This is a genomic window from Kribbella sp. NBC_00359 (assembly GCF_036097425.1).
GTDB lineage: Bacteria > Actinomycetota > Actinomycetes > Propionibacteriales > Kribbellaceae > Kribbella.
On record NZ_CP107975.1, the window covers coordinates 8392647 to 8411089 of the forward strand.

General features: G+C 69.4%; 18 protein-coding genes. 7 read left to right on the top strand and 11 right to left on the bottom strand.

Annotated elements, in window-relative coordinates; translation table 11 throughout:
• Position 1: 1 nt before the first annotated feature.
• The 3 genes from OG876_RS40585 to OG876_RS40595 form a co-directional block, all read right to left on the bottom strand.
• Positions 2–1894, bottom strand: a complete 1893-nt coding sequence (locus tag OG876_RS40585; protein ID WP_328522055.1) for a glycoside hydrolase family 127 protein — start codon at positions 1892–1894, stop codon at positions 2–4.
• Between the two features lie 142 nt (positions 1895–2036).
• On the bottom strand, positions 2037–4562 hold the full coding sequence (locus OG876_RS40590) for a polynucleotide kinase-phosphatase (protein WP_328522056.1): 2526 nt from the start codon (positions 4560–4562) through the stop codon (positions 2037–2039).
• Complete coding sequence (locus tag OG876_RS40595) at positions 4559–5968, bottom strand: 3' terminal RNA ribose 2'-O-methyltransferase Hen1 (protein ID WP_328522057.1); 1410 nt, start codon at positions 5966–5968, stop codon at positions 4559–4561. Before OG876_RS40595 ends, OG876_RS40590 begins: the two co-directional genes overlap by 4 nt.
• 306 nt (positions 5969–6274) lie before the next feature.
• On the opposite strand from OG876_RS40595, the gene OG876_RS40600 reads away from it, so the two are divergent.
• Positions 6275–6601 (top strand): hypothetical protein, encoded by a 327-nt coding sequence (locus OG876_RS40600; protein WP_328522058.1) that lies wholly within the window; start codon positions 6275–6277, stop codon positions 6599–6601.
• Positions 6602–6629: 28 nt separating this feature from the next.
• Here the strand turns inward: OG876_RS40600 and folE are convergent, their stop codons facing one another.
• Positions 6630–7241: a GTP cyclohydrolase I FolE gene (folE, locus tag OG876_RS40605; RefSeq protein ID WP_328522059.1), complete on the bottom strand. Its 612-nt coding sequence runs from the start codon at positions 7239–7241 to the stop codon at positions 6630–6632.
• Positions 7242–7317: 76 nt separating this feature from the next.
• On the opposite strand from folE, the gene OG876_RS40610 reads away from it, so the two are divergent.
• Entirely contained in the window at positions 7318–7998 is a 681-nt protein-coding gene (locus tag OG876_RS40610; protein ID WP_328522060.1) for a helix-turn-helix transcriptional regulator, read from the top strand.
• Complete coding sequence (ybaK, locus tag OG876_RS40615) at positions 7991–8479, top strand: Cys-tRNA(Pro) deacylase (RefSeq protein WP_328522061.1); 489 nt, start codon at positions 7991–7993, stop codon at positions 8477–8479. The genes OG876_RS40610 and ybaK overlap by 8 nt, the downstream gene beginning before the upstream one ends.
• Before the next feature lie 24 nt (positions 8480–8503).
• Here the strand turns inward: ybaK and OG876_RS40620 are convergent, their stop codons facing one another.
• Positions 8504–10579 carry a phosphocholine-specific phospholipase C gene (locus OG876_RS40620; protein WP_328522062.1) on the bottom strand — a complete coding sequence of 692 codons (2076 nt, stop codon included), beginning with the start codon at positions 10577–10579 and terminating at the stop codon, positions 8504–8506.
• Between the two features lie 53 nt (positions 10580–10632).
• Complete coding sequence (locus OG876_RS40625; RefSeq protein WP_328522063.1) at positions 10633–11712, bottom strand: 3-deoxy-7-phosphoheptulonate synthase; 1080 nt, start codon at positions 11710–11712, stop codon at positions 10633–10635.
• Between the two features lie 253 nt (positions 11713–11965).
• Between OG876_RS40625 and OG876_RS40630 the strand changes: the two genes are divergently transcribed.
• From OG876_RS40630 to OG876_RS40645, 4 genes are all read left to right on the top strand, one after another.
• A complete protein-coding gene (locus tag OG876_RS40630; protein WP_328522064.1) occupies positions 11966–12481 on the top strand; it encodes a GNAT family N-acetyltransferase in 516 nt (171 codons plus the stop codon).
• 66 nt (positions 12482–12547) lie between these two features.
• Positions 12548–12889 carry a hypothetical protein gene (locus OG876_RS40635; RefSeq protein WP_442914206.1) on the top strand — a complete coding sequence of 114 codons (342 nt, stop codon included), beginning with the start codon at positions 12548–12550 and terminating at the stop codon, positions 12887–12889.
• 9 nt (positions 12890–12898) lie between these two features.
• Positions 12899–13453, top strand: a complete 555-nt coding sequence (locus OG876_RS40640) for a histidine phosphatase family protein (protein WP_328522066.1) — start codon at positions 12899–12901, stop codon at positions 13451–13453.
• 221 nt (positions 13454–13674) lie between these two features.
• Complete coding sequence (locus OG876_RS40645; protein ID WP_131350551.1) at positions 13675–13968, top strand: WhiB family transcriptional regulator; 294 nt, start codon at positions 13675–13677, stop codon at positions 13966–13968.
• Positions 13969–14037: 69 nt separating this feature from the next.
• Here OG876_RS40645 and OG876_RS40650 read toward each other — a convergent pair whose 3' ends face one another.
• The 5 genes from OG876_RS40650 to OG876_RS40670 form a co-directional block, all read right to left on the bottom strand.
• Positions 14038–14487 (bottom strand): PLD nuclease N-terminal domain-containing protein, encoded by a 450-nt coding sequence (locus tag OG876_RS40650; protein ID WP_328522067.1) that lies wholly within the window; start codon positions 14485–14487, stop codon positions 14038–14040.
• 84 nt (positions 14488–14571) lie between these two features.
• The gene (locus tag OG876_RS40655; protein ID WP_328522068.1) at positions 14572–15450 is read right to left on the bottom strand and encodes an ABC transporter permease; all 879 of its coding nucleotides are present in this window, start codon (positions 15448–15450) and stop codon (positions 14572–14574) included.
• Positions 15437–16234 carry an ABC transporter ATP-binding protein gene (locus OG876_RS40660; RefSeq protein WP_328522069.1) on the bottom strand — a complete coding sequence of 266 codons (798 nt, stop codon included), beginning with the start codon at positions 16232–16234 and terminating at the stop codon, positions 15437–15439. The genes OG876_RS40655 and OG876_RS40660 overlap by 14 nt, the downstream gene beginning before the upstream one ends.
• Before the next feature lie 11 nt (positions 16235–16245).
• A complete protein-coding gene (locus tag OG876_RS40665; protein ID WP_328522070.1) occupies positions 16246–17313 on the bottom strand; it encodes an ABC transporter substrate-binding protein in 1068 nt (355 codons plus the stop codon).
• Between the two features lie 38 nt (positions 17314–17351).
• The gene (locus OG876_RS40670; RefSeq protein ID WP_328522071.1) at positions 17352–18260 is read right to left on the bottom strand and encodes a sulfite exporter TauE/SafE family protein; all 909 of its coding nucleotides are present in this window, start codon (positions 18258–18260) and stop codon (positions 17352–17354) included.
• Positions 18261–18443: the final 183 nt, after the last annotated feature.

Consider the following 18443-nt stretch of genomic DNA (forward strand, 5'->3'; position numbering starts at 1 on the left):
TCTACTTTCGGTTCGCGGCGCGGAGCCATACACGCATGGCCAGGGCCTGACGGTTTCCCCAGAGGAAGTACGGGACGAACGTCGCCGGCACCTCGCTGATGGCGGTCTGGGGCTGTTGATCGGTGATCACCGGATAGAGCTCTTCGGCCGGTGTTCGGGCGACACCCGCGGTCAGCTCGAGCACGACGCCGTCGTCCTGTCGGCGCGCTGCCGCCGACGCGACTGCGGCTGGCGTCAGCAACAGGTCGTCCACGGACGCTTCGACATCCTGTTGCTCAACGCAATAGACAAGCGGGCCCCGGGCAACGGCAAGGGCGTCCCGAGTCGCATCGAGATACGGATGCGATCCGTGGGCGCGCGGGGACATCGGCAGGTTCAGCCGAACGATGTCGCCGGCAACAAACCGCCGCCGCACCACGACCCACCCGTCGTCCGCCACCGCCGGGCTTTCCACTCCACCGGGTGCGGTGAGCTTGGCGTTGGCGGCCCACGACGGGATGCGCAGGGCGAGCGCTTGCTCCTCGTCAGGTGCGCGCTCCACCGTGATCGTCACCTCGCCGTCCCACGGGTAGTCGGTGGTGATCGTCAGGGCGAGGTCGCCGGTGCTGATGTGGGCGTCGGCGTACAGGCCGACGTAGAGGGTGTCGTCGCGGACGGTGGCGACATGGTCCTGGAGTTCGGACATCCAGCGGATGATGTTCGGCGGGCAGCACGGGCAGCCGAACCACGGACGACGCAGCGGATCGCCACCGGCCTCCGCGCCGGAGCGCTGCTCGTGATCCGGCCGCCGCTGCAACGGATTGTCGTAGAAGAACGCCGTTCCGTCGGCCGAAAGCCCAACAGCGTAAGCGTTGTAGAGCACCGTCTCGAACACATCGACGTACGACGATTTGCCGGTGGCAAGGAACATCCGCCACGCCCACTGCATCACCGCGATCGCCGCACACGTCTCGGCGTACGCGCGCTCGGACGGCAACTCGTACCGGTCGCCGATCGCCTCGTCCGAGTGCCGGCTGCCCAGTCCACCGGTGAGGTAGAGCTTCGTCGCGACCATGTCGTCCCACAGCCGCTCCAACGCCTCCAGCAGCGTCGGATCGCCGGTCTCCATGTGCACATCCGCGGCCCCGGCCGCGGAGTACGCCATCCGTACGGCGTGTCCGGTGACGGACGGCAGCTCCCGGAACGGCGCGTTGTCCTGGAAGTACTCGGCCGGGAAGATCGTGTGCTTCAGCTTCCCCTGCCCACGGCGGTCGACGAACAGCCGTGCCTGCGCCAGATAGTCCGCGTTCCCGGTTTCTCGATAAAGCTCGACCAGCGCCATCTCCACCTCGGGATGCCCGTCGACGACCTCCTCGCCGTCCACCCCGAACTTCCGGACGACGAGATCCGCGAACCGGCAGGCGATGGTCAACAATCGACCGTCGTCCAGCCGGCGGTTCGCGGCGACGGCGGCCTGGATCAGGTGGCCGAGGTTGTAGAGCTCATGCCCCCAGCCGAGGTCCGACCACGGCTGCTTGGGCTGATCCGGGTCCTGGAAGTACGAGTTCAGGTAGCCGTCCCCGGCCTGCGCCTGCTCGAGCAGTCCGACGACCTCGTCGAAGAACTCCCGTGCCCCGGCCGGCGCATCCTCCCGGCCGACCTCGTACGCGAGCCCTTCGAGCGTCTTGTACAGATCCGTGTCGAGGAACGGGTACCGCCCGCGGTACGGCCCGACCGAAGGATCCGCCAGCCGGCGCAGGTTCTCCAGGTTGCCGGCCTTCCGCAGCTCGCCGATCGAGTGCGGGATCGTCGCCACCCGATTGCGCCGCTGCCAGGCAAGCAGCAGGCCTCCGGTCAGCTCCACCTCCCCCACCGGAACCACCGCTCCGGCGCTCGTCCGCACCGCTCCACTCATCCGTGCACTCCAGTACCGTGTGACATTGCACTGACCCTAAGGTGCTCCCCCACGCCTTGCCAAGCGATTCCGAAAGACGTTTACCTACCGGAGACAACTCGGCCTGGCAGTCGGCGTCCGCCGCCTGTGGGGACTGGTCGCGTCAGAGCCGTGGATCGACGGGCTCCGACTCGAGTGCGAGGACTGCGAAGACGCACTCGTGGATGCGCCACAGCGGTTCGCCGCGGGCGGCGCGCTCGAGCGACTCCAGGCCGAGGGCGTACTCGCGGAGGGCCAAGGATCGCTTGTGACCGAGGTTCCGGTCGCGGAGCCGCTCGAAGTTGGCCGGCTCGGTGTAGTCGGGACCGTAGATCAGGCGCAGGTACTCTTGCCCGCGCACCTTAAGCCCCGGCTGGGCGAGTCCCTTCGCCGTCCGCGTCAGGTTGGCGGCCGGCTTCACCACCATGCCCTCGCCGCCGGCACCCGTGAGCTCTTGCCACCAAGAGATCCCGGCGTCCCAATTGTCGGCGTCGACGAACAGCCGCCGGGTCGGCGTGATCAGTTCCGCCCCTGCCGCAACCATCCGGTCCGCGATCCCGAGATGCCAGGCGTGCGGCCTGTCCTGGTACGTCGCGCCCTCCGAGGCCAGCACCTGGAACGGCGCGATCCGGACCCCGTCGAGCCCATCCGTCGGCCAGCAGTACCGCCGGTACGCCTCCGTGAACTTCGCGGCGTTCGCCGTACGCCGTTCCGTCGCGGCCAGCAGCCCACCCACGTCGAGACCGGCCGCGACGGCCGACCGCAGCGCTTCGGTTGCCGCTGGCAACGACGTACGCGCGGCCGCGCCGACGGCGGCGTACTGGTTGCGCAGCAGGTCCTCGGCCTTCGCGCTCCACGGCAGCAGTTCCGCGTCGAGCAGCAGCCACGACGTGTCCAGCTCCGCGAAGACGCCGGCCTCCTCGGCGACGGCGCGAAGACGGAGCAGCAGCTCGTCGGTCAGCGCGGCGTCGAAGAAGGACCGCCCGGTGCGGGTGTGGATCGCGCCGCGACCAGCCAGGCCGAAGCGTTTCTCGGCCACATCGTCGTCGCGGGTCAGCAGGACGATGGCGCGCGAGCCCATGTGCTTCTCCTCGCAGACCACCTCGGTCACGCCCTGCGCCCGATACGTCTCGAAGGCCTGCCGCGGGTGCTCCAGCAAGCCTGGCTCCGGAGAGGTCGCCACCGGGCTCATCGTCGGCGGCAGGTACAGCAGGAAGCGCGGGTCGATCGCGAACCGGCTCATCACCTCGAGCGCCGCACCGGCCTGCTCGGCCCGGATGCTGAGCCGGCCGTGGGTCGACGTCTCGATCACCCGGCGACCGGTCACGTCGGTCAGCTCGAGTACGTCGGGCTCGCGCGCCGGTGCGGTTGCCACATGCAACGGCTTCGCGGGCGCGTAGTACTCCTGGGCGGCCTGGACCGCGACCAGCTCCCGCTCCGGGTAGCGCAGCGAGGTGAGTGCGCCGCCGAACACGCAGCCGGTGTCGAGGCAGATCGTGTTGTTGATCCACTCCGGTTCGGGGGTCGGGGTGTGGCCGTAGACGACCGTCGCGCGACCGCGGTACTCGTTCGCCCACGGATAGCGGACCGGGAGGCCGAACTCGTCGGTCTCGCCGGTCGTCTCGCCGTACAGGCAGAAAGACCGGACGCGGCCGGACGCGCGGCCGTGCATCCGCTCGACCAGGCCGGCGTGCGAGACCACCAGCTTGCCACCGTCGAAGACGTAGTGCGAGATCAGGCCGTCGATGAACCGCTCCACGGCGTCGCGGAACTCGGGCGGCTCCGCGGCGAGCTGCTCCAAGGTGGTTTCGAGACCGTGGCTGATCTTCACGTTGCGGCCTCTGAGTGCCTTGAGCAACTTGTCCTCATGGTTGCCGGGGACACAGAAAGCGTGGCCGTTGGCAACCATTCCCATGACGAGGCGCAGCACGCCGGGCGTATCCGGGCCGCGGTCGACCAGGTCACCGACGAAGACGGCCCGACGGTCCGGGTGTACGGCGTCGACCGGGCGGCCGGCGTCGTCGCGAGTCACCGTGTAGCCGAGGTCGGTGAGCAGCCGCTCGAGCTCGGCCCGGCAGCCGTGCACGTCGCCGACGATGTCGAACGGGCCGGTCTGATCGGTCAGGTCGTTGAACAGCTTCGTGCGTTCGATGCTGACGGCATCGATCTCGTCGACGGAGGTCAGCACGTGAACGGTCCGGAAGCCTTCACGTTTGAGGCTCCGCAGCCCACGCTTCAGCTGCGAGCGCTGCCGGGCGATCACCTTCGCCCCGAACTGCCGATCAGCTCGCTGCTCGTTGCGCTCGACACACACCCGCTCCGGCGGGTCCAGCACGATCGCCACGGGCAGGACGTCGTACTCCCGCGCGAGGTTCACCAATTCCTTCCGCGCCTCCGGCTGCACGTTGGTCGCGTCGATCACCGTCAACCGTCCCGCGGCCAGGCGCTTCCCGGCAATGAAGTTCAGTACGTCGAACGCGTCTTTGGTGGCCGCCTGATCATTCTCGTCATCAGAAACCAGCCCTCGGCAGAAGTCGCTCGAAATCACCTCGGTCCCGAGAAAATGCCGCCGGACGAACGTCGACTTCCCCGACCCACTGGCCCCCACCAGAACCACCAAACACAGCGCTGGTACGTCGATGGTCGTCATCGAGCGCTCACCTCCTCACGCACGCGGAAGAGGGCGAGCTGGGTCGGCGACCCTACGTCCGGATCGTCGGGGCCGACGGGCCGAAACTCCACGGTGTAGCCGTGCAGGTCCGCGACGTGTGCCGACCACGTCTGGAACTCCGCGCGGGTCCACTCGAAGCGGTGGTCGGGGTGGCGGTAGCGGCCTGCTGAGAGGGCGGGGTAGCGGATGTTGTACTCGCTGTTGGGGGTGGTGACGATGACGGCTCCGGGGTGTGCGGTGTGGAAGACGGAGTGGGCGAGGGCGGGCAGGCGGGGCGGGTCGACGTGCTCGATGACCTCCATCAGGACAACGGCATCCAGGCCGGCCAGGCGCTGGTCGGCGTACGTCACCGACGACTGCAGGAAACGGAGACGTTCGCGTTGACGGTCCGGGAGGTCCTTGTAATGAAGGCGTCGTTCGGCGGCGGTGAGGGCGCGCGCGGACACGTCCGTCGCGATCAGCTCGCCGATCATCGGGTCCTTGAGGAGTTCGCCGACGAGCGCGCCCTCACCACAGCCGAGGTCGGCGATCCGCCGCGCCCCGAGCTCCCGCAGTACGCCGGCAACCGCCGTACGACGCTCGACCGCGAGTGAGACCGAGCCTTCGTCGGAGTTCTCCTCGACGAGATCCACACCGTCGGCCTCGGCCAGCCGCTCCAGTGCGTCGTCGGCGAGGTAGCGGCGGTGGGCCAGGTAGCGATGGGAGATCAGGTCCTTCTCGGGGTGCGCGCCGAGCCAGCCCTCGCCGGCGCGGACCAGTTTGTCGACCTCGTCCGAGCCGACCCAGTAGTGCTTGGCGTCGTCCAGCACGGGCAGCATCACGTACAGGTGATTGAGTGCGTCCGCCAGCCGCAGTACGCCGCTCAGCCGCAGGTCGACGTACCGCGACGAACCCCACGCCGGGATCTCGGGATCGAGCGGTACCGGGCGGGCGTCGACGGTCCAGCCGAGTGGGCCGAACAGGCGCTCGGCCAGCTCGGCGCCGCCGCTGCACGGCAGCGCAGGAACGTGGACGTCGAGTGGGATCGGGCGGGCCGCCAGTTCGGGGCGGGCGTCGCAGCGGCCGTTCATCGCGGTCCGGAACAGCTTGCCGATCGCAACCGCAAGCAGGCTGGAGGCGGCGTACGGGCGGTCGTTCACGTACTGCCCGAGGGTGAATCCTTCGGCCGCCCTGCCCCGCCCGGAGCGGACCAGCCCGATCGGGTCGATCTCGAGCAGGACGGCGGCCGTACAGCGCTCGTCCGTCGCCTCCGGATAGAAGACGTGGGCCGAGCCGCCGGTGACCTCGATCGCCTGCGGTCGCGACGGATTCTTGTGCAGCAGGAACCCGAAATCGCTCGCGGGTGCGTCGATTCCGGCCAGGTCGGTGCCAAACGTGAGGAACACCGCTGTATTCGATCACGCCCCGCGGCCGGATCGGCACTGGATTTGCCGCGGTTTGTCAGGAGTTTCAGGCTCAAGAGGAGTCCAGGAATGAGACACGCTGCGGGAGCTCTGGCGCGTCAGGCCATTTTGGATCTAGCTTGTCTTGAGAAGAAGAGTCGCTACAGACCGTCCTTCCCCGCTGACAGTCGGTAATGTCCCCGGTTTGTGGCGAGCGCCCAACCACGCCGACTATGGGGAAAGGACCATGGCAGCTCTCACAGGCCACACCGGCCACGACGACCCGATAAGACCCGGCGAGGTCCGCCGGTGAAACCCCAGACCTTCGAACTAGTGCGCTACTCCGACATCAGCGGAGTCTCCGGGACCGGCGTCGTCGCCGAAGGGTGTGTCTTCACCGACGGCTCGGTCGCGCTCCGCTGGCACGGCGCCAACCCGTCCACGGCCGTCTGGCCGGACCTCGACTCCATCCTCGCCGTCCACGGCCACGGCGGCGCGACCGTCGTCCGCTGGCTCGACGTCTCCGAGATGGAGCCGGTTCCCGGCACCGACCTGCTCCCCGGCGAGGTGGCCCACATCCTGGCCACCGGCCGGCACACCCATCGCCGACCGTCGGCGGCGGTCGCCTCGGCCTAGCCGGTCACGCTTCGCCTGACCGCCGTACCTACGGGGTGAGGCCGGTCAGGGCGAAGAACTCCTGGCGGGAGCTCTGGTTGTCGCGGAGGATGCCCTGCAGCGACGACGTGACCGTCCGGGAGCCCACCGCGCGGACGCCGCGCAACGACATGCACTGGTGCTCGGCCTCGATCACCACGCCGACGCCCTTCGGGTCGAGGTGGTCCTGGAGCCAGTCGGCGACCTGCTTGGTCAGCCGCTCCTGCACCTGGAAGTCGCGGGCGAACAACTCGACCACGCGGGCCAGCTTCGACAGCCCGAGGATCCGCCGGCCCGGCAGGTACCCGACGTGGGCGACACCCTGGAACGGCAGCAGATGGTGCTCACACAGCGACTGCACCGGGATGTCCTTGGCCAGGACGAGTTCGTCGTACCCCTCGTCGTTCGGGAACGTGGTCAGCTCGAACTCGCGGGGCGTGAGCATCTCCGCGTACGCGTGCGCGACCCGGCGCGGGGTGTCCGCGAGATGCGCGCTGTGTGGATCCCGTCCGAGCGCGGTCAGCAGATCCGCGACAGCGCGCTGGGCGGCGGGCAGATCGATCTCCGCGCGGCCGGCGACGATGTGAAGGGGGACGGACTCGAGGTCGGCCGAGATCGCCATCTGCACACTCCCTGAGAGTTCAACGAACTGCCATCATAGCTGTTACATCAACCGATGTTGTCGATAGAATCATTCCGTGGACACTTCCTGGGACGCGCGCGTGCAGGCGGTCGCCGCTCTGGAGGAACCGACCCGGCGCCGCCTCTACGAGTACGTCGTCGGCCGGCCGGAGCCGGTGAGTCGTGACGACGCGGCCAACGCGCTGGGGCTCCCGCGCACGACCGCGGCGTTCCACCTGGACAAGCTGACCGACGAAGGCTTGCTCGCGACGTGCTACGAGCGCCGGACCGGCCGCACCGGCCCCGGCGCCGGACGGCCCGCCAAGCTCTACCACCGCTCCGACCGCGAGATCGAGATCTCCCTGCCCGAACGCCAGTACGCCGTCGCGGGTCGCCTGCTGGCCGCTGCGGTCGAGGACGCCGAGACAACCGGCAGCTCGCCGCGTGACGCGGTCAACCGCCGGGCCCGCGAGTACGGCGAGGCCCTCGGCCACGAGGCGGGCGGCGCTCCCCTGACCGAGATCCTGGCCGCGCACGGCTTCGAGCCCCGCCCGGACAAGGACGGCATCGCGCTGGCGAACTGCCCGTTCCAGCGCATCGCCCAGGAGCAGCCTCACCTCGTCTGCGGCATGAACCTGCACCTTCTCGCGGGCCTCGTCAGCACCCTCGACATCCCGTACGAAGCCCGCCTCGTCCCGACTCCCGGCCACTGCTGCGTCCGGCTCGTCCCGGCCGGATTAAGCTCGGCTGGTGGCTAAGGGCAAGCAGAGTCAGGGAACGCCGGCGACGGTGGCGTTGACGAAGGCGAAGGTCGCGTTCACGACGCATGCGTACGAACACGACGCGGCGGCGAAGTCCTACGGGCTGGAGGCGGCCGAGGCGTTGGGGCTCGCGCCGGAGCAGGTGTTCAAGACGTTGCTGGTCGAGGTCGACGGCAAGCTCGCGGTCGGCGTCGTACCGGTGGACAAGCAGCTCGACCTGAAGGCGATCGCGGCCGCGGCCGGCGGGAAGAAGGCGGTGATGGCCGACCCGGCCGCCGCCGAACGCACGACCGGGTACGTCGTCGGCGGGATCAGCCCGATCGGCCAGAAGCGCGCCCTGCCCACGGTCGTCGACAGCACCGCCAGCGACCACCCGACGGTCTATGTCTCGGGCGGTCGCCGCGGCCTCGACATCGGCCTGTCCCCCGCCGACCTGATCACCGTCACCAACGCACGTACGGCGGCCATCGCCCGCTGACCGCCGTACGCGTCGAAGCTGCTGTCAGCCGGTGATGCTCGGCTTGCCGGTTTCCAGGTGGCCGGTCAGGCGGCGCCGGTACGACGTGTCGTCGACTGTGGTGACCTCGACGTCGTACCAGCCGTGGTCGGTCGGCCAGGACAACGAGCGGGTCTGCTTGCCGCGCAGCTCGATCGTCACCGTCTTGCTGCCGTACCCGAGGGCGTTCACCTTGACGGTCAGCGGCTTGCGCGACGTGTTCACCAACTCCAGCTCCAGGGAGTCGCCGTGCCGGTCGGCGCGAGCGTCGAGTCCGGCGGCCGCGCCGTCGACCGAGCCGGCCAGCTCGACCCAGAACCGGTTCGGCCCCTGCACGGCCACCTCGAACGGCCCGTCCACCGCGATCTTCTCGACGTGGGACCGCTTGACGTCGACATGCGCCGGCGCCGGCAGCTCACCGCCGTACGGATAGATCGCGAAGTGTGCGGGCTCGGCGCCATCGTTGCCGAGGGCCAACATCAGCTTGCCATCAGCAACCAGGCCGGAAGCCGACGGCTGGTAAGGGATCGCACGGGCCGGACGGCGGCCGGGCTCCTGCTGCGGCACCGCCTGGTCGGCCGGCGGCGTCGGCTTCCAGCGCGCGATCGGCGCCGGCACCGGGCCGGGCTTGTCGACCGACGGCTGCCGATAGGAGCGGTCGAAGTCGAACGCCGTCGTGAGGTCGCCACACGCGGTCCGCCGCCAGTTGCTGATGTTCGGCTCCCGTACGCCGGTCCACAGCTCGAGGAAACGGATCACCGAGGTGTGGTCGAACACCTGCGAGTCCACGTGCCCGCCGACCGACCACGGCGACACCACCGTCATCGGTACTCGCGGGCCGAGCCCGATCGGCTGACCGGCGTACCAGTCGTCGCCCTCGCCCGTGGCAGGCCGCGGCGCGACCGGCGGCGGGACGTGGTCGAAGTACCCGTCGTTCTCGTCGAAGTTGATCAGCAGCACGGTCTTCGACCAGGTCTCCGGGTCGGACGCGATCGCGTCGAGCAGGTCGTAGACGAGGTTCGCGCTGCCCACCGGCGTGGACGACCCGGGGTGCTCGGAGTCGACCGCGGACGGCACCAGCCAGCTGACCTGCGGCAGCGTCCCGGCCTTGATGTCGGCCCGGAGCCGCGGAATCAGCGACTCCGGCTCGGTCCGGTACATCGCCTTGCGGAACAGCTTCTGGTCTTTGATCGGCAGCTTCTCGACCGCCGCCGTCAACTGCTGCAGCGCCTCGGCCCGCTCGGCCGGCGTCTTCGCGAAGAGCTTGTCGTAGAACTCCTCGGTGGTCCGGTAACCACCCGGCACTCCTGCCAGGATCCGGTGCCCGAGCTCCTTGAAGGTCTTGAAGTACTCGACCGCGTTGTCGGTGAAGTTGTCCCACTCCTGGTAGATCTGCCAGGAGACCCCGGCCTTCTCCAGCCGTTCCGGGTACGACGTCCAGTCGTAGCCGGCGTGGTCGTAGGAGTACGCCGCGTTCGTGACCGCGCGCTGCGTCGTACCGGGCTCGTAGCCGGTGGTGCCGGACCACAGGTAGTTGCGGTTCGGGTTCGTCGAGCCGTTGACGGAGCAGTGGTAGGCGTCGCAGATCGTGAAGGTCTCGGCGAGCTCGTACTGCAACGGGATGTCGCGGCGCTCGTAGTGGGTCATCGTGGCCGGCGTCTTGGCCTGGACCCAGTCGTCGTGCCAGCCGTTGGCCCAGGCCTGGGTGGCGTCGCTGTAGCCGTGGGCCAGCGCGCCCAGGTACTGGATGTCGTCGGGGTTGCGGCCCGCGTCCGCGGCGGCCTTGCGGATCGAGAACGGCAGCACCTCGCCGCCACCGGTCACCGGCTGGTGGAACACGCTCTTGCCGTCGCGCAGTCGCAGTGGCTGCCGGTCGCCGTACCCGCGGACTCCGCGGAGCGTCCCGTAGTAGTGGTCGAACGAGCGGTTCTCCTGCATCAGCACGATGACGTGCTCGATCGCGCGCAGACCACCGCGCCGCACAGGTTGCGCCATCGCGGTGTGCAGCGAGGGTGGGAGCAGCGAGACCGCTGCCCCACCCACCGCCGAACCGAGCACCAGGCGCCGGGAGATCTCAGTCATGGTCCGGACCCTAGGGTCGTCCTGTAGCCGCTGTGAGACCTCCAGATGAACAGCTATCCCCGCCGGGCGACCGCCGCGTCGCGCAACTTCTCGAGCACGGACCCGGTGGTTTCCCAGCCCATGCAGGCGTCGGTGATCGACTGCCCGTAGGTCAGTTCGCGGGTCGGGTCGAGGTCTTGCCGGCCCTCTTGGAGGAACGACTCCAGCATCACGCCGACGATCGCGCGGTTGCCCGCCGCGACCTGCGCGCCGATCTCCTCGGCTACCACCGGCTGCCGGCGGTGGTCCTTGCGGCTGTTGCCATGGCTCGCGTCGATGACCACCCGCTCCGGCAGACCGGCCGTGCGGAGGAGTTCCTGCGCACCCGCGACGGAGTCCGCGTCGTAGTTCGGTCCACTGTCCGATCCGCGCAGTACCAGGTGGCAGTCCGGGTTGCCGCGGGTGTGCAGGATGGCCGGCGCGCCGTCATGGTCGATACCGGTGAAGACGTGCGGTACGGCGGCGGCCTTGATCGCGTCGACCGCCGTGGCGATCGAGCCGTCGGGGCGGTTCTTCATCCCGATCGGCATCGACAGGCCGGACGACAACTGGCGGTGCACCTGGCTCTCGACGGTCCGCGCGCCGATCGCACCCCATCCGACGGTGTCGGCGATGTACTGCGGCGTGATCGGGTCGAGGAACTCACAGCCGACCGGGAGGCCGAGCTCGAGCACCTGCACGAGCAGCTGACGAGCGGTCCGCAGACCACGGTTCACGTCGCCGGAGCCGTCCAGGCCCGGGTCGTTGATCAGCCCCTTCCAGCCCAGGGTCGAGCGCGGCTTCTCGAAGTACACGCGCATCACCACGAGCAGACCGTCGGAGAGGCGCTCGGCGACCGGTCGGAGGCGTTCGGCGTACTCGTGGGCCGCCTTCGCGTCGTGCACCGAGCACGGACCGACGACGACCAGCAGGCGGTCGTCGACGCCGTTCAGTACGTCGGCGACCGCCTGGCGACCGTCGACCACGGTGCGGACCAGTGCGTCGCTCAGGGGCAGTTCGTCGTGCAGCGCCTGCGGCGTGATCAGCGGGACAGTCTTCTCGATCCGTCGATCGACGACCGCCGCCTGATCGGCCTGCTGCGGGAGGGTGTTCATGAGTGGGGACCTTTCCGCCGGATGACCGCGGAAGGTCGCAGGCAGCCGGCTGGGAACGAGAAAAGGCAAGGACGGATGTCCTTGCCTTCGGGCCGGCTCTGGTGTCTGCGGTTGGGCGTCAGCGATCGGCTGAGTCGCCCGGCACCAAGGCCGGCCACTCAAAAAATCGCCAATAGCTGCGCTTCACGTGACAGAGGTTACCACTGCCGGAAACTCCGTGGCGTCCGCTCCTCGGTCGTGGTTGTCTCGTCCGGTGACCATCCGTTCCGCGCGCCAGGACGAGCTCGAGCTCCTGCGCACCCTGGAGTCCGCCGCCGGCGTGCTCTTCCGCGGCATCGGGATGACCGACATCGCCGAGCACCCGCCGCCACCGCTCCAGCTCTTCGAGCAGGCCCGTCAGGCTGGCCGCCTCTGGGTGTCGGTCGACGCCGACGATCACCCGACCGGCTTCGTCCTCGTCACGCTCGTGGACGGCGCGGCGCACATCGAGCAGATCAGCGTCCACCCGGATCACCAGGGTCAGGGACTCGGCCGGCGGATGATCGGCCACGTCGACGCCTGGGCTGCCGAGCAGGGGTTGCCGGCCCTCACCCTCAGCACATTCCGCAGCGTGCCGTGGAACGGGCCGTACTACGCCCGCCTCGGCTTCCAGGAGCTGTCGCCGCAGGATCTCACCTCCGGACTGTCCGACCTGCTGGCGGCGGAGACGGCGTTCGGACTCGACCCCGCACAGCGGATCTTCATGCGTCGTCCGGTCGCCGGTCAGTAACCGCGAGCGGTGTGGACTCGTTGAGGGCTGCAAGACGGGTCGAGACAACGGGGAGTGCAGCAGGTGGTGAGGCCACGGACCTTCGAGCTGGTGCGGTACCGGGATCCAAGTGGGGTGTCAGGCACGGGTGTGGTCGCCGAGGGCTGTGAGTTCACCGACGGCTCGGTGGCGCTGCGCTGGCGGGGTGAGAACCCCGCGACGGCGGTCTGGCCGGACCTCGACTCGGTTCTCGCGGTGCACGGACATCAGGGTGCGACCGAGGTCCGCTGGATCGAGTCGCCGGCCGAGCCGGCCGGCCTCGACCACCTCTTCGACGAGCTGCACCAGGTTCGGCCACCCGCCGCGCTGACCGATCCGGTCCAGCCCGGCCACGCCCGGGGATGGGCAGGCGCCCGCCATCTCAGGTAGAACATGCCCGTGACGCAGATCTACCTGGTCCGGCACGGTGAGCCGGACTACGCGCCGATCGATTCCCGGGGCTGGCCCGGGATGGCGGCCGACTCCGCCCCGCTCACCGCCCTCGGCGTCAAGCAGGCCGAGGAGCTCGCCGACCTGCTCAGCGGCATCCAGGCGACGTACCTGGTCAGCTCCCCGTTCACGCGGGCGCTGCACAGCGCCGCGATCATCGGTCACCGGCTGGCTCTCGGCGTCCGGGTCGACTACGACCTGCGCGACTGGCTCCCGGACCACACCGGGTCCTGGCGCGGTGTGGCCGACGTACGGGCGGCCCACGCCGAGTTCGAGGCGTACGACGGCGAGTGGCCGGAAGGCCTCCAGCGACCCTGGGAGCCACTCTCCCGGGTCCGGGAGCGAGCCCGGGCGGCACTGGCCCGTCACACGGCCAGCACGGACGGACCGGTGCTCGCGATCACGCACACGATGGTGATCCGTGCGCTGACCGGCGAGACGGGTACGCCGTACGGCGGGCACGAGTACTACCGGTACGACCCGGCCGACGACGGCCCGCTCTGAACTTGCTTGAAGCAACCGAGTGACCCATGTCACACCCGGTGATGACGTGAACACCGGCTCCGCGTGAAAACCCCTGATCACGGCCCGCGACGGCCTCGCGCGGCCACTTCGCGATAACAAATGGACCGAAGTTCGAGACAACGAGGGTTGAACTCGGTGTGAGTTGAGCATAGTTTTCACCGAGCGCCCGTCCGCGCTCACGGTGAGTCAAGGAGGTTGCCATGTCGAGAGGGATGCCTCGCCTACCCCGCCCGCTCATGGATCTGTGGGACTGGCAGTCGCAGGCCGCGTGCCGCGATGTCAACCCAGAGCTGTTCTTCTCGCCCGAATCGGAGCGTGGCGTCCGCAAACGTGCCCGCGAGATGGTGGCCAAGTCGCTCTGCGGCACCTGCCCGGTCCAGCCCGAATGCCGTCAGCACGCGCTCTCCGTCGGGGAGCCGTACGGCGTCTGGGGCGGCACCACGGAGTCCGAACGCGACAACACCCTCCTGCCCGAACACCGAAAGTCCGCGTAACCCGCGGGAGCTGCTTCTCCACCACCCACAGCCGCAGATCGTCCGGCCAGGTGAGGCCTGCGCGAAAGCTCAGGCCTTACCGTCGTCGGGCTCTGCCGTGGTCTCCTCCGGCGCGGCCGGCGGCTTCTTGTCCTTGGGTCTCTTCTTGTCCTCGGGCTTGTCCTGCTTCGGCAGCTTGTCCTGCTTCGGCGGCTCGGGCGGCTTGGTGTCCTCCGGCGGCTTCACCGTCGTCCGCGGGTCCCGGTAGCGATCCAGTGACTTGAGGAAGTCCGGATCGTCATCGGGCGCGACCGGGCGCCGGCCCGGCTTCGACGGCCGGACGCCGGCATCGCGACGGCCGGTCGCGGTGCGCGACATGAGCAGCCAGACGATCGGCCCGACGAACGGGACGAACACGATCAGGACGATCCACACCAGCTTGGGCAGATGCGGCACGTCCTCATCGGGTGTCTGGATGCAGGAGAACAGCGCGTAGACGCTGAGCACCAGGCTGATCAGGAACGGCAGAAATCGGACCACGGTCCAACAGTACGGCGATTGGGGCAACACGCCCGCGCCACGACGGCCAAGTCGCCAACCCGTAACCCAGCCGGGCCGCGAAGCTCAACGGGCCGAGGCGGTCAGCCCCCGCGCGCGCAGCACCGAGTTCTCCAGCGGCCGGAACACCAGCAGCTCGATGCCGACCCCGACCACGAAGATCAGCAGGATGCCGGCGAACACCATCGAGATGTCCGACAGCGACATCCCGTTGTGCAGGAACTGCCCCAGGCCTTCGCCGAGCTCGGGCGAGGCGGCGATCAGTTCGGCCGCCATCAGCGACCGCCAGGAGAACGCCCAGCCCTGCTTGAGTCCGCCGAGGAACCCGGGCAACGCGGCCGGCAGCAGGATGTACCGGATCCCGCCCAGCCGCCCGGCGCCGAGCGCCTTGCCGACCCGCGGCAGGATCGGCGGCACCTGGTCGAGCCCGGACACCAGCCCGTTCGCGATCGACGGCACCGCGCCGAGCAGCACGACCCAGTAGATGGCCCGGTCGTTCAACCCGAACCACAGGATCGCGGCCGGCACCCAGGCCACCGACGGCAGGCTCTGCAACCCCGAGACGAGTGGCCCGATCCCCCGCCGTACGACGGTGATGTTGGCGATCGCCAGCCCGAGCGGTACGGCGATCAGCAGCGACAGCGCGAAGCCGATCACGGCCCGGTGGACCGACACCCAGAACAGCTCGACGATCTTGCCGGTCGTCACCAACTGCCAGATCTGACTCCAGACATCGGCCGGCGCGGGCAGCTTGAACTCGGGCCAGAACGCGGCCGCCCACAACACCTGCCACACCACGACCAGCACCACGATCGCACCTACCGGCGGCAGCACCCGGGCCGCGATCCGCCGGGCGCGCGAGCCCTCCGGCGCGTTGACCGGTGTGGTCAGCGCATCCAGGCCGGCTTCGACCGACCCCGCTTCCAGAAGCTCAGGCTGCGGCATGGCTACTGATCACCTTGCGCAGCGCGGCGTTGATCTCGTCCACCGCGTCAGCCTCGGGCAGATTGCCGGCGTCCCATTCGCGGACGACGCGACCCGGCCGCGACGACAGCAGGACGACACGCTGACCGAGCCGGACGGCTTCGCGGACGTCGTGCGTCACGAACAGGATCGCCGTACCGGTCGCGCGCCAGATCCGCAGCAGCTCGCCCTGCAGGACGTCACGCGTGATCGCGTCGAGCGCCGAGAACGGCTCGTCCATCAGCAGCAGCGACGGCTTGCCCGCGCCGCTACCGGTGTTGTCCGTCGTCGAGGCCAGAGCGCGCGCCAACGCGACGCGCTGCCGCATGCCACCTGACAGCTCATGCGGCCGCTTGTCACCCAGTCCGGCCAGCCTGACCAGCTCCAGCAGTTCGGCGGCCTTCGCGCGCCGCTGCGACTTCGGTACGCCGGCCATCCGCAGCGGGAGCTCGACATTCCCGGCGGCCGTCAGCCACGGCATCAGCGCGGCCTCCTGGAACACGACAGCCGGCCGCGACGAGTTGAGTTCGATCCGCCCGCTGGTCGGCTCGTCCAGGCCGGCGACCAGGTTGAGCAGCGTGGTCTTCCCGCAGCCCGAGGCGCCGAGCAGGCAGACGAACTCACCCGCCCCGACCTCGAGATCCACGCCGTCCAGCGCCACGACCGCCTTCCGGCCGGTCCCGAACGCCTTGCCGACCTGGTGGAACCGCACCGGACTGATCACGCTGTCCGACACGGTCTGATCGAGCTCGACTGTCGCAGTCATGGCTGTGCCTCCTACTTGGTGTCGAGACCGGCGGCGTCGACGGCCGGCTTGCCTGCCTTGCTCAGTACGTCGTTCAGCGGGCCGAGGTCGGCGAACCCGGCCACCGCCGGTGCCGTCTTGGCGATCCCCGCGGTGACCTGGTCCTTGGCCAGCTGCGGGAACGTGGACGCAATCGGGTCCGCGGTGATCTCGATGTGCTCGAACGCCCGGTCGATGACGGCCGGCTTCAGCGCCTTGCCGGTCGCCTCCTTCAACTGCTCGTTCACCACAGTCTTGGCGGCCGCCTTGTCGGTGTTCGCGAAGTCGATCGACGCGACCAGGCCGGTGAGCAGTGCCTTCACCGTCTCCGGGTGCTCCTGCAGGAACTGGGTCCGGACGATCAGCACGGTGGTCGGGAACTTGCCGTCCGGCCACAGCGACGCCTCGTCCAGCAACACCTTCGCGCCGGCATCGAGGACGAGCCGCGACGACCAGGGTTCCGGCAGCCAGGCGGCGTCGATGTCACCCTTCTTGAACGAGTCCAGGGTCTGGGCGTTCTCCAGGTTGGTCACCTTGACCTTGCCGGTCAGATTCTTCTCGGCCAGCCACTTCTTCAGCGAGACGTCCTGGGTGTTGCCGAGCTGCGGGGTGACGACGGTCTTGCCGACCAGGTCCTCCGGCTTGGTGATCGTCGACCGGACCACGAGCTGTGCGCCGCCGGACGTCGTACCGGCGATCAGGCGGACCGCCTCGCCGTTGGACTTCGCGTAGGCGTTGATCGCGGGGCCGGAGCCGATGAAGGACGCGTCCAGCGAGCCGCCGAGCAGCGCGCCGACGGCCTCCGGGCCGGCGTTGAACTTGGTCGGCACCAGCTTGGTGCTGCCGAGCTCCTTGGTGAACAGGCCCTTGCCCACGCCGACCAGCGCGGCGGCGTGGGTGACGTTCGGGAAGTAGCCGAGCCGGAGCTCGGTGGCCGGGCCCTTGTCGGACGAGGCGGCCGGGGCGGCGTCGCGGTCGGGCCGCGAGCAACCGGCGGCGGCGATCGTGAGGGCCAGGGCGGCGGCGAGCAGACGGACAGGACGGATGGCGGAGATACTCACAGGAAAGACCTTCTGGTGTGTGCGGAGGAAGGCGTTGATCAGGAGGCGGGCTCGAGCTCACGCTCGTCGAGAAGCCGCTCGGCTTCTGTCACCGCGCGGCGTCCGGCGATACGGACGCCGTACGCGACGATCGCGGCCCAGCCGAGGACGAGTGCGGCGTACACGGCGTAGCGCGGGCCTGCGGCTACGTCCAGGCCGTTCAGCAACGTGCGGGCGTTGGTCAGGATCAGCACCAGGCCGACACCGACACCGAGCCACCGCGTCGCCAGCCGGGACACCAGCCAGGCGGCCAGCGGCGCGACCAGTACGCCGCCGATGAGCAGCGCGGCGACGATGCCGAGCGGCAGGTTCTGCCGGCCGAGCCCGAACAGGAATCCGATGCTGGCCGCGACCGAGACCAGGAACTCGGCGGCGTTCACCGAGCCGACCGCGCGCCGCGGTGCCAGCTTGCCGCTGCTCAGCAGCGCCGAGTTGGCGACCGGGCCCCAGCCACCGCCGCCGGTGGCGTCGATGAAGCCGGCCACCAGACCGAGCGGGCCGAGGAACCTGCCGGCCGGACGCCCCTCGATCACGGCCCGCACCCTCCCGGTGCCGAAGCGGACCAGGATGTAGACACCGAGCAGGAGCAGCAGCGCGGCGACCCACACCGAGGCCGACTCGGTCGACAGGCTGGACAGGAAGGTCGCGCCGGCGAACGCGCCGACAGCACCCGGCACGCCGATCAGCGCGACCACGCGCCAGTCGACGTTGCCGAACCGCCAGTGCGACAGACCCGAGGCGAGGGTAGTGCCGACCTCGGCGAGATGGACGGAGGCAGAGGCGACGGCCGGGGTGATCCCGGTGATCAGCAGGGCTGTGCTGGCGGTGACGCCGTAGGCCATGCCGAGGGTGCCGTCGACGAGCTGGGCGATCGAGCCCAGCAACGCGATCAGGATGAGACGACGCACGGAACTGCTCCTACGGTCGGGAGGAGACGCGGACGGACGGCGGGAAGAACTACGCCGAAGGTCGACAACCCGAGGAGTTCACGCGCAGCAGGTCGACGTGCCGGCGGCGCGTCAGCGCATCGCCGGGAGCGTTCGAGGTGACCTGCATGAGTCCATGAAAGCGGACAAAGTCGAGTAACATGC

What these genes read in the sequence shown, in the direction of transcription:
- OG876_RS40625 (WP_328522063.1), bottom strand. Translation starts at nt 11,712, where the DNA reads ATGAACACCCTCCCGCAGCAGGCCGATCAGGCGGCGGTCGTCGATCGA.
- OG876_RS40655 (WP_328522068.1), bottom strand. Translation starts at nt 15,450, where the DNA reads ATGCCGCAGCCTGAGCTTCTGGAAGCGGGGTCGGTCGAAGCCGGCCTG.
- OG876_RS40620 (WP_328522062.1), bottom strand. Translation starts at nt 10,579, where the DNA reads ATGACTGAGATCTCCCGGCGCCTGGTGCTCGGTTCGGCGGTGGGTGGG.
- OG876_RS40585 (WP_328522055.1), bottom strand. Translation starts at nt 1,894, where the DNA reads ATGAGTGGAGCGGTGCGGACGAGCGCCGGAGCGGTGGTTCCGGTGGGG.
- OG876_RS40590 (WP_328522056.1), bottom strand. Translation starts at nt 4,562, where the DNA reads ATGACGACCATCGACGTACCAGCGCTGTGTTTGGTGGTTCTGGTGGGG.
- OG876_RS40660 (WP_328522069.1), bottom strand. Translation starts at nt 16,234, where the DNA reads ATGACTGCGACAGTCGAGCTCGATCAGACCGTGTCGGACAGCGTGATC.
- folE (WP_328522059.1), bottom strand. Translation starts at nt 7,241, where the DNA reads ATGGCGATCTCGGCCGACCTCGAGTCCGTCCCCCTTCACATCGTCGCC.
- OG876_RS40645 (WP_131350551.1), top strand. Translation starts at nt 13,675, where the DNA reads ATGTCGAGAGGGATGCCTCGCCTACCCCGCCCGCTCATGGATCTGTGG.